Genomic DNA, 9,171 nt, shown 5'->3' with positions numbered 1-9,171 from the left:
AGCACATTCTCTTGAATGTGCTTTTTTGTTGATGCATCATAATCATAGACAGAAAACATAAAAGAGGTGGGCCAATGAGTGTTCAAGCGCATAAACAAGAAGCTCCGGATATCGTTCGGTGCAAAGTGATCACAGTCAGTGACACAAGAACGGAGGAAACCGATAAAAGCGGCAAGTCGATGATTTCGTTTTTAGAAGAAGCCGGTCACCACATTGCAGCATATGAAATTGTGAAAGACGAAAAGGACGCTTTGCAGCGGGCTGTGCTTGCGGGCTGTATGGATGAACAAACAGACGCGGTTCTCTTAAACGGAGGGACAGGCATAGCAAATCGGGACGTCACAATTGAAGCCATTTCGCCGCTGTTTTCAAAAGAGCTGCCCGGTTTTGGAGAAATATTCAGGATGCTGAGTTATACAGAGGATATCGGCTCTGCCGCGATCATGTCGAGAGCGACTGCTGGCGTTATCCAGCATACAGCTGTTTTCTCAACCCCGGGCTCAAGCGGCGCGGTAAGGCTGGCCATGAATAAGCTGATTATTCCCGAATTGGCACATGTCGTCAGAGAAATCAGAAAAGACAAGTAAATGAATAAATACTAAGAAACTTCACCTGAAAATTAGGTGAAGTTTTTTTTATAAAAGGCTTGAAAAAACGAAACGTACTTGTTAAAGTGTATACATACAAAATGTATTTTTATTAAATATAATTTATTTTTATACAAAAATGAAACACGGTTGAGAGGGGATTTTTATTATGTCAGAACAGAAAAAAGTCGTATTAGCATACTCGGGAGGACTTGATACCTCCGTCGCAATAAAATGGCTTCAGGAGCAAGGATATAATGTGATTGCCTGCTGTCTGGACGTCGGTGAAGGCAAGGATTTGGCGTTTGTTCAGCAGAAAGCGCTGGAAGTCGGCGCGACAAATTCCTACGTGATCGATGCAAAAGAAGAATTCGCACAGGACTACGCGCTTATCTCTTTGCAGGCCCATACAATGTATGAAGGGAAATATCCGCTCGTTTCGGCATTATCTCGGCCGCTGATTGCAAAAAAATTGGTTGAAATCGCGGAAAAGGAAGATGCGCAGGCGATTGCGCACGGATGCACAGGGAAAGGAAATGACCAGGTTCGTTTCGAAGTCTCCATTAAGTCATTAAACCCTGATCTTGAAGTGATCGCGCCGGTTCGGGAATGGCAGTGGTCACGTGAAGAAGAAATTGAATATGCGGCAAGCCGCGGCATTCCGATTCCGATCAATCTTGACAGCCCATATTCTATTGATCAAAACCTCTGGGGACGTGCGAATGAGTGCGGCATTTTAGAAGATCCATGGGCGGCGCCGCCTGAAGGCGCATACGATTTAACAGCTCCGCTGGAAAAAACCCCGGACACGCCGGAAGTGATTGAAATTGCGTTTGAACAAGGTGTGCCTGTATCCATTGACGGCGTATCCTACTCGCTTTCTGAATTGATTTTGAAGCTGAATGAAATGGCAGGCGCGCACGGCGTCGGGCGTATTGACCATGTGGAAAACCGCCTTGTCGGCATTAAATCCCGGGAAGTATACGAATGCCCTGGTGCGATGACACTCATCAAAGCACATAAAGAACTGGAAGATTTAACACTAGTAAAAGAAGTAGCCCATTTTAAACCGATCATCGAGCAAAAAATGTCAGAAATCATTTACAACGGCTTATGGTTCTCACCGTTAAAAGACGCGCTGCACGCTTTCTTAAAAGAAACACAACAGCATGTCACAGGCATTGTCCGCGTGAAACTGTTTAAAGGCCATGCAATTGTAGAGGGACGCAAATCAGAATACTCTCTATATGACGAAAAACTCGCAACATATACAAAAGACGATGCGTTTGATCACCATGCGGCAATCGGGTTTATCGAGCTTTGGGGACTTCCTACAAAAGTGAACAGCATCGTGAAAAAGAAGGAGCAGATGAAAGCATGAAGAAGCTTTGGGGAGGCCGATTTCAAAAAACGCCGGAAAAATGGGTCGACGAGTTCGGCGCGTCTATATCATTTGACCGAAATTTAGTGACTGAAGACATTACAGGGTCTCTCGCACATGCTGCCATGCTGAAAAAATGCGGTATCCTGACATCGGAAGAAGAGCTGAAAATCCGCGAGGGACTGAATACCCTTCTGCAAAAAGCAGAGGAAGAGGCATTGGAATTCTCAGTTGATTATGAGGATATTCATTTAAACATTGAGAAAATGCTTATTGATGAAATCGGCCCTCTCGGCGGCAAGCTGCATACTGGAAGAAGCCGAAATGATCAGGTGGCGACTGACATGCATTTATACTTAAAACATCATGTCAGCCACATTATTGAGCTGATTGAGGCGTTCCAAAGCGTATTGATTGAAAAGGCGGAAGCGAATGTTGAAACGATTCTGCCGGGTTACACACATCTGCAGCGCGCCCAGCCGATTTCATTCGCCCACCATTTGCTTGCGTATTTCTGGATGCTGGAGCGCGACAAGGAGCGCTTTCAGGATTCAATGAAACGGATTAACAAATCTCCGCTCGGCTGCGGAGCGCTCGCGGGAACAACCTTCCCTATCGACCGTGACTATTCAGCAGAACTGCTCGGTTTTGATTCTATCTATGAAAACAGCCTGGACGGCGTCAGCGACAGAGATTTCATTTTAGAGTTTTTAAGCAACAGCAGTATGCTGATGATGCACCTATCCCGTTTCTCTGAAGAGATCATTCTATGGTGCTCTCAGGAGTTTAAATTCATTGAGCTTGACGATACGTACGCAACGGGAAGCAGCATGATGCCGCAAAAGAAAAACCCTGATATGGCAGAACTGATCCGCGGCAAAACAGGACGCGTATACGGTGATATGATGGGGCTGTTTACGATCATGAAAGGCCTTCCGCTCGCTTACAACAAAGACCTTCAAGAAGACAAAGAAGGCATGTTTGACACGGTGAAAACGGTCGAGGGCAGCCTGCAAATCTTCACAGGCATGATCCAAACAATGATTGTAAACAAAGAGGTCATGAAGCAAGCGACAAAACAAGACTTTTCAAATGCGACGGAACTGGCCGATTATTTAGCGAAAAAAGGAATGCCGTTCAGAGAAGCGCATGAAGTAGTCGGAAAACTTGTGTACACATGCATCGAAAAAGGGATCTATTTAAGCGATATGCCGTTTGCTGAATTTCAGCAGGCGAGCCCGCTCTTCGAAGAAGATATTTACACTGTGTTAGATCCATACCACGCAGTTGAAAAAAGAATGAGCGCCGGAGGCACCGGGTTCAAACAGGTGGAGCAGGCGCTAAAAAAAGCGAAAGCTTGCGTGGCAGCCGGAGTTTGTTAAAATTCCCTTCATAAAATCCCGTCATTATAGCCAACCTATCTCTATAATGATGGGAGGAAGAAGAATGAAAAAAGAATCGGAACGCTATATTTATGATGAACAAGAAAGCCAGGAGACAACAAGACTCATTTCAGAAGCCTATCAAAGCGGTTATGTCGATATGCCTGATCAGGAGCCTTCATCTTCTGCGGAATAAGCTGTCTGTACAGGCAGCTTTTTTTGTATGTCAAAGTGTAAAAAGTGATATTGGGGGCCTTTTATAGTAAAGTAGAAGAAGAAACACTTTATTGAAAGCGGCGACGTTGCTTTGGGAGGTATTTATGTGCGACATGCTTTAATTACTGCCGGTTCGAAGGGGTTAGGCCGCAAAGTGACTGAGACGTTGCTTGCAAAGGGGTATTCAGTAACAGTCAATTACAGGCACGATGAGGAGGCTGTCAGCCGCCTGAAGGAATCCTGTCCTGATTGTCTTGATCGGCTGCAATTTGTAAAAGGTGATGTCACCAAAAAAGAAGATTTGCTCCGTATTGCAGAGGCTGCCTTAAACCGCTTTGGAAGGATCGACTTTTTGATTAACAACGCGGGCCCATACATATTTGAACGTAAAAAGTTAGCCGATTATACTGATGATGAATGGTACGGGATGCTGGAAGGGAATTTAAGCGCCGTTTTTCATTTATTCAAAGCGGTTATTCCGGCCATGAGACAACAGCAGTTCGGACGCATTATCACGTACGGATTTCAAGGTGCGGCGCACGCGCCCGGTTGGCTTCACCGATCGGCTTTTGGCGCTGCGAAAGTGGGGTTGGCTTCTTTGACGAAGACCATTGCCATTGAAGAAGCCGAATTCGGCATAACAGCCAATATGGTTTGCCCGGGAGACATTGTCGGCGACATGAAGGAAGCGTCAATAGAAGAAGCCAGACAGCGAATCGGCAAAGAAAAAACGCCGATAGGAAGATCTGGCACAGGCGAGGATATCGCCCGGATTATCGCTTTCTTGTGTGAAGAGGACTCAGACCTAGTGACAGGGACTGTCATTGAAGCAACAGGGGGACTCAATGTCATTAATAAGAATCAAACAACATAAGTTTTTCAGCTTTTTAAAAAGGGAAAATAAAAAAATCAAAATAATGTGACGAGGTGAAAGTAATGAAAGTGACATATCACGGACATTCTGTTATCACAGTGGAAACAAAGGGCCATCATATAATATTTGACCCGTTTTTGACAGGGAATTCGTTAACGGATCTAAAGCCGGAGGATGTAAAAGCAGATGTCATCTTATTGACGCATGGCCACAATGACCATGTCGGCGACACAGAACAAATTGCCAAGCAAAACAACGCGCTGGTTGTAGCTCCGAACGAGCTCGCTGTGTACTTAGGCTGGAAAGGCTTGAATGTTCATCCAATGCACATCGGCGGCTCCCGCCAGTTCGATTTTGGTAAAGTGAAGCTCACACAGGCCTTTCACGGATCAGCGATCACAGATGAAGAAAACAAAACGATCACTTATACAGGCATGCCAGCTGGTATTTTGCTGACGGTAGAAGATAAAACGATTTTCCACGCAGGCGATACGGCTCTTTTCTCCGATATGAAGCTGATTGGCGAATTGAATCATATTGATCTTGCCTTCCTGCCGATTGGCGATAACTTTACGATGGGGCCTGAAGACGCCAAGCTTGCCGCTGAATGGCTCCGGGCAAAACAGGTCGTGCCGGTTCATTACAATACATTCCCGGTTATCGAACAAGATCCTGAGGCATTTGCTGACAGCCTGCCGGGCGGAGTCGGTAAAGTCATGGCGGTTGGTGAGACGATCGAGCTATAACCGGCTGATCACATCTCCTGGTTCACCAGGGGGTGTTTTTTATTTTTCCCGCTCATTGCGCATGAATCCTCCGAGCCCTTATAATAAAAACAGAAGACTGTCCTTAGAGGTGAAAGGCTTGGCAACGAAGCATGAACAAATTTTAACGTATATTGATTCACTGCCTGTCGGTGAAAAAATTTCTGTGCGAAGAATTGCAAAGGAAATGAAAGTAAGCGAAGGGACCGCGTACAGAGCGATCAAGGAAGCAGAAAATAAAGGATTTGTCAGCACGATTGAACGTGTGGGCACAATCCGGATTGAGCAAAAGAAAAAAGAGAATATTGAAAAGCTTACCTATGCAGAGGTTGTAAATGTCATAGACGGACAGGTGCTCGGGGGCCGGGCCGGACTCCATAAAACATTAAATAAATTCGTTATCGGCGCGATGGAGCTGGACGCGATGATGCGTTACACCGCAGCGGGAAATCTTCTGATTGTCGGAAACAGAATCAACGCACACAGGCAGGCGCTTGAAGCGGGTGCGGCTGTACTGGTGACAGGCGGATTTAACACGGATGACAGCATTGTACAGCTTGCGGATGAGCTTGAGCTGCCGATTTTATCCACGAGCTATGACACCTTTACAGTCGCCGCGATGATTAACAGGGCGATTTATGACCAGCTGATCAAAAAAGAAATCGTCCTGGTTGAGGACATCCTAACGCCCGCTAACCGTACGGTATATCTGTCGCCTAAGGATAAACTTGAAAAATGGTATGAGAAAAACTTTGAGACGGGGCACGGCCGGTTCCCGGTTGTCGACGATCAGATGAAGATCCATGGGATTCTGACATCAAAAGATATTGCCGGCTACGACCGAAACAATTCCATCGAAAAGGTCATGACCAAAAATCCCGTTACAGTTATTGGGAAAACATCTGTCGCCTCGGCGGCGCAAATGATGGTATGGGAAGGAATTGAAGTGCTTCCCGTCACTGACGGCAACCAAAAACTGATCGGCATGATCAGCCGCCAAGACGTGTTAAAAGCCCTCCAAATGATTCAAAAGCAGCCGCAGGTCGGGGAGAAGCTTGATGATATCGTTTCAAGGGGATTTAAAGATGAGGGTGATGATAAAGAGGAGCAAACGGTATACGAGTATGAAGTCACGCCGCAGATGACCAACCAGCTCGGAACGATTTCTTATGGTGTGTTTACGACCATTTTGACGCAAGCGGCAAACCGGTTTTTGCGCTCGAAAAAACGCGGCGAGCTCGTCATTGAAAGCATCACCATTTTCTTTTTGAAGCCTGTGCAGATGGAATCGGTCATCGAAGTCAAACCCCGTATTTTAGAGGCCGGGAGAAAGTTCGGAAAAATGGAAGTTGAAGTGCACAGCCAAGGCCATATCGTGTCTAAAGCGATGTTGATGGTTCAGCTGATGGAAAGAAGCTAAGGGACGTTCAGGCGCCCCTTACGCGTGGTCTCTTTCAGCTTCTTTGGCGTGAAGGGGATTGTAATGCCTGTAAGCTTTATAACCTGCCCAAGCGCTTCCTGCTCCTATGAGGATAAAGACACCGCCGATTACGAACGTTAAGACTGAATGGAATAATATCATTTGGTTGAGCCCGTAGAACAGAACCAGTGACCCTAAGGCCATGCTTGCTTTTGCCGAACAGATTTCTTTTTCCAAAGCTTGCTTTGCCCGTACGCCTTTTACTTTATAGTACACATAAAAGCAGGCTGAAAGCCCAATCAAAAAAACAAGAACCAGCATAAATGAAATCCTCCATCGTAAAAGTTTACAAACCCATTCTATACAAAAACGGGCTTGGTTTTGACGTTATTTTTCTTTTCCGTCGGCAAAGAATGTGATTTAATGAATAAAAACAATAAAGGAGTATCAAATGAAAACAGAAATAATCAGAACCATATCATTATATGACACGATTATCTTACATAGACATGTGCGTCCTGATCCAGATGCCTACGGATCTCAGTGCGGACTTACGGAAATCCTGCGTGAAACGTATCCAGAAAAAAATATTTTCGCGGTCGGCACGCCTGAACCGTCCCTCTCTTTCCTATATTCCCTTGATGTGGTGGACAATGAAACATATGAAGGCGCACTTGTCATTGTCTGCGATACGGCAAATCAGGAAAGAATCGACGATCAGCGTTATCCTTCAGGCGCAAAACTGATAAAAATCGACCACCATCCGAACGAAGATCCATACGGTGACCTTCTCTGGGTCGATACGAACGCCAGCTCAGTAAGTGAAATGATTTATGAGCTGTATTTAGAAGGAAAAGAGCACGGCTGGAAGCTGAATACGAAAGCGGCAGAGCTGATCTATGCCGGCATTGTCGGAGATACCGGGCGCTTCTTATTTCCGAATACAACGGAAAAAACATTAAAATATGCAGGCGAGCTCATTCAATATCCTTTCTCTTCCTCAGAGTTGTTTAATCAATTATATGAAACAAAACTGAATGTGGTGAAGCTTAATGGCTTTATCTTCCAAAATGTGTCATTGTCCGAAAACGGCGCCGCTTCTGTTTTCATCAAAAAGGATACGCTTGAAAAGTTCGGCACCACGGCTTCAGAAGCGTCACAGCTAGTCGGGACGCTTGGCAATATCTCGGGTATTCGCGCTTGGGTGTTTTTCGTAGAAGAAGATGATCAAATCAGAGTCAGATTCCGTTCGAAGGGTCCTGTCATTAACGGACTTGCCCGTAAATATAACGGCGGAGGGCATCCGCTAGCTTCAGGCGCCTCTATTTACAGCTGGGATGAAGCTGATCGGATATTGGCTGATCTGGAAACATTATGTAAAGAACACGAGTAGAGGGGAGACCCTCTCTCTTAGTGTTCATCTGTGACGGGGATGAACCAGCAGCCGAAATCAGTAAGGTCCTCGTAGACTTGGAGATTGTGAGATTGAAGTTCTTTTTTAATGAGGGAAGCGAGTGAGTTTGTTTCGGCATATGCAGAAAAACCTTGTCTGAGCCGGGCTGCTTGATCTTTTGCTAACTGACGGTCACTGTAAACCTCCATTTCCCTTCCTCCTTTCTTTCGCCATTAAGCCTCTCACATATAGTTTATAAAAAAGAATGGGAAAAAGCGACAGAAGTTTGGAGAATTTAAAAAAAATCCATAATTACGCGGCAAATGATATGTCAAGTTCTACTGTCAGTCTCGTATAAATAATTAATTCTTTGACGGTTGCCTTGTATTTTTTTTCGTTGATCATATAGACTTTATTTTCAATTGTGCGTATCAATAGATCCTTTGTTTGATAGACGCTCTCTATGTCTTTTGTAATCACTTCTGAAATATTATCCTTTACATGCTCCTCGAATTTCGTTTTATCCGGCTGTGATATTTTATATTTATCCCCATTTTGTAATTTCACGCTGACGTTTTGGATCAAGAGTTTTCTTTTATTGTCTTCGTTCAGTTTATGGAGGTCTTCCTGATAGATTGAAATTTGATTGTTTAAATCTTTCACATGCTCTTTTTGTTTTTCGATGAGGCTGACCTGCTCCTCTTGGAATGTACCGTAAGTAAACAGGAAAAAGAACCAGCTGATCACGGCTCCGCACATCATTCCCGCGAAAAAACGCTGCCACCCCGGTTTTTTGTAATGCTGGGGCACTCTCATGAAGAAAGATGCTCCTGGGTCAGCCACGAAATAATGAGCCAGCCGCTTTGCGCGCCGCCCATAGCCGAGATAATCAAGAGAAGCTGTTTAAAAATATCTCGCGTATTGCCTTCTAGAATGCCCCGTTCAAAGCTGTATACCGCATCAAAGGTGCCCCCGATTGCTGCGACAAGCGCCCATATTTTCAACCTGTTTGCTAGCTTTGTAATGGCCGTAAGCGGCGCTTCGCCTGCCAAATATGCTCCCAGCCCTCCGATGAGCGCGCCTCCGATCAGCACCCCTAACGCAATAAAGTAACTATTGATAAAATTCACCATAAATCCTGCTTCCTGATCCAT

The 9,171-nt window shown here is 45.2% G+C and carries 12 protein-coding genes; 8 read left to right on the top strand and 4 right to left on the bottom strand.

Annotated features, from left to right (window positions below):
• The first annotated feature begins 74 nt into the window (after positions 1 to 74).
• The 7 genes from SC79_RS08950 (at position 75) to SC79_RS08925 (ending at position 6,624) form a co-directional block, all read left to right on the top strand.
• The gene (locus SC79_RS08950) at positions 75 to 587 is read left to right on the top strand and encodes a MogA/MoaB family molybdenum cofactor biosynthesis protein (RefSeq protein WP_039074750.1); all 513 of its coding nucleotides are present in this window, start codon (positions 75 to 77) and stop codon (positions 585 to 587) included.
• A gap of 169 nt (positions 588 to 756) precedes the next feature.
• A complete protein-coding gene (locus tag SC79_RS08945) occupies positions 757 to 1,968 on the top strand; it encodes an argininosuccinate synthase (protein ID WP_039074749.1) in 1,212 nt (403 codons plus the stop codon).
• Positions 1,965 to 3,350, top strand: coding sequence for an argininosuccinate lyase (gene argH / locus SC79_RS08940; protein WP_039074748.1), 1,386 nt, complete (start codon positions 1,965 to 1,967; stop codon positions 3,348 to 3,350). Before SC79_RS08945 ends, argH begins: the two co-directional genes overlap by 4 nt.
• A gap of 64 nt (positions 3,351 to 3,414) precedes the next feature.
• Positions 3,415 to 3,546 (top strand): hypothetical protein, encoded by a 132-nt coding sequence (locus SC79_RS21515; RefSeq protein ID WP_052245584.1) that lies wholly within the window; start codon positions 3,415 to 3,417, stop codon positions 3,544 to 3,546.
• Between the two features lie 126 nt (positions 3,547 to 3,672).
• Positions 3,673 to 4,440 (top strand): SDR family oxidoreductase, encoded by a 768-nt coding sequence (locus tag SC79_RS08935; protein WP_039074747.1) that lies wholly within the window; start codon positions 3,673 to 3,675, stop codon positions 4,438 to 4,440.
• A 62-nt stretch (positions 4,441 to 4,502) separates the two neighbouring features.
• Positions 4,503 to 5,186, top strand: a complete 684-nt coding sequence (locus SC79_RS08930; RefSeq protein ID WP_010329672.1) for a metal-dependent hydrolase — start codon at positions 4,503 to 4,505, stop codon at positions 5,184 to 5,186.
• 118 nt (positions 5,187 to 5,304) lie between these two features.
• The gene (locus SC79_RS08925; protein ID WP_039074753.1) at positions 5,305 to 6,624 is read left to right on the top strand and encodes a CBS domain-containing protein; all 1,320 of its coding nucleotides are present in this window, start codon (positions 5,305 to 5,307) and stop codon (positions 6,622 to 6,624) included.
• An 18-nt stretch (positions 6,625 to 6,642) separates the two neighbouring features.
• Here the strand turns inward: SC79_RS08925 and SC79_RS08920 are convergent, their stop codons facing one another.
• On the bottom strand, positions 6,643 to 6,945 hold the full coding sequence (locus tag SC79_RS08920) for a YtpI family protein (protein ID WP_010329674.1): 303 nt from the start codon (positions 6,943 to 6,945) through the stop codon (positions 6,643 to 6,645).
• Positions 6,946 to 7,075: 130 nt separating this feature from the next.
• Between SC79_RS08920 and nrnA the strand changes: the two genes are divergently transcribed.
• On the top strand, positions 7,076 to 8,017 hold the full coding sequence (gene nrnA / locus SC79_RS08915) for a bifunctional oligoribonuclease/PAP phosphatase NrnA (protein WP_039074746.1): 942 nt from the start codon (positions 7,076 to 7,078) through the stop codon (positions 8,015 to 8,017).
• A 17-nt stretch (positions 8,018 to 8,034) separates the two neighbouring features.
• Here nrnA and SC79_RS08910 read toward each other — a convergent pair whose 3' ends face one another.
• From SC79_RS08910 to ytrH, 3 genes are all read right to left on the bottom strand, one after another.
• Positions 8,035 to 8,226: a hypothetical protein gene (locus SC79_RS08910; RefSeq protein ID WP_003229407.1), complete on the bottom strand. Its 192-nt coding sequence runs from the start codon at positions 8,224 to 8,226 to the stop codon at positions 8,035 to 8,037.
• Positions 8,227 to 8,329: 103 nt separating this feature from the next.
• Positions 8,330 to 8,833 carry a sporulation membrane protein YtrI gene (ytrI, locus tag SC79_RS08905; protein WP_010329677.1) on the bottom strand — a complete coding sequence of 168 codons (504 nt, stop codon included), beginning with the start codon at positions 8,831 to 8,833 and terminating at the stop codon, positions 8,330 to 8,332.
• Positions 8,830 to 9,171 (bottom strand): sporulation membrane protein YtrH, encoded by a 342-nt coding sequence (gene ytrH, locus SC79_RS08900; protein ID WP_003223537.1) that lies wholly within the window; start codon positions 9,169 to 9,171, stop codon positions 8,830 to 8,832. The genes ytrI and ytrH overlap by 4 nt, the downstream gene beginning before the upstream one ends.

The organism is Bacillus sp. MSP13, from assembly GCF_000815295.1.
Taxonomy (GTDB): Bacteria; Bacillota; Bacilli; order Bacillales; family Bacillaceae; genus Bacillus; species Bacillus vallismortis.
Note: the sequence above shows the minus strand (reverse complement) of the source record. Positions and strands in the feature narration are given on the sequence as shown.

What these genes read in the sequence shown, in the direction of transcription:
- SC79_RS08950 (WP_039074750.1), top strand. Translation starts at nt 75, where the DNA reads ATGAGTGTTCAAGCGCATAAACAAGAAGCTCCGGATATCGTTCGGTGC.
- SC79_RS08945 (WP_039074749.1), top strand. Translation starts at nt 757, where the DNA reads ATGTCAGAACAGAAAAAAGTCGTATTAGCATACTCGGGAGGACTTGAT.
- argH (WP_039074748.1), top strand. Translation starts at nt 1,965, where the DNA reads ATGAAGAAGCTTTGGGGAGGCCGATTTCAAAAAACGCCGGAAAAATGG.
- SC79_RS21515 (WP_052245584.1), top strand. Translation starts at nt 3,415, where the DNA reads ATGAAAAAAGAATCGGAACGCTATATTTATGATGAACAAGAAAGCCAG.
- SC79_RS08930 (WP_010329672.1), top strand. Translation starts at nt 4,503, where the DNA reads ATGAAAGTGACATATCACGGACATTCTGTTATCACAGTGGAAACAAAG.
- SC79_RS08920 (WP_010329674.1), bottom strand. Translation starts at nt 6,945, where the DNA reads ATGCTGGTTCTTGTTTTTTTGATTGGGCTTTCAGCCTGCTTTTATGTG.
- nrnA (WP_039074746.1), top strand. Translation starts at nt 7,076, where the DNA reads ATGAAAACAGAAATAATCAGAACCATATCATTATATGACACGATTATC.
- SC79_RS08910 (WP_003229407.1), bottom strand. Translation starts at nt 8,226, where the DNA reads ATGGAGGTTTACAGTGACCGTCAGTTAGCAAAAGATCAAGCAGCCCGG.
- ytrI (WP_010329677.1), bottom strand. Translation starts at nt 8,833, where the DNA reads ATGAGAGTGCCCCAGCATTACAAAAAACCGGGGTGGCAGCGTTTTTTC.
- ytrH (WP_003223537.1), bottom strand. Translation starts at nt 9,171, where the DNA reads ATGGATCAGGAAGCAGGATTTATGGTGAATTTTATCAATAGTTACTTT.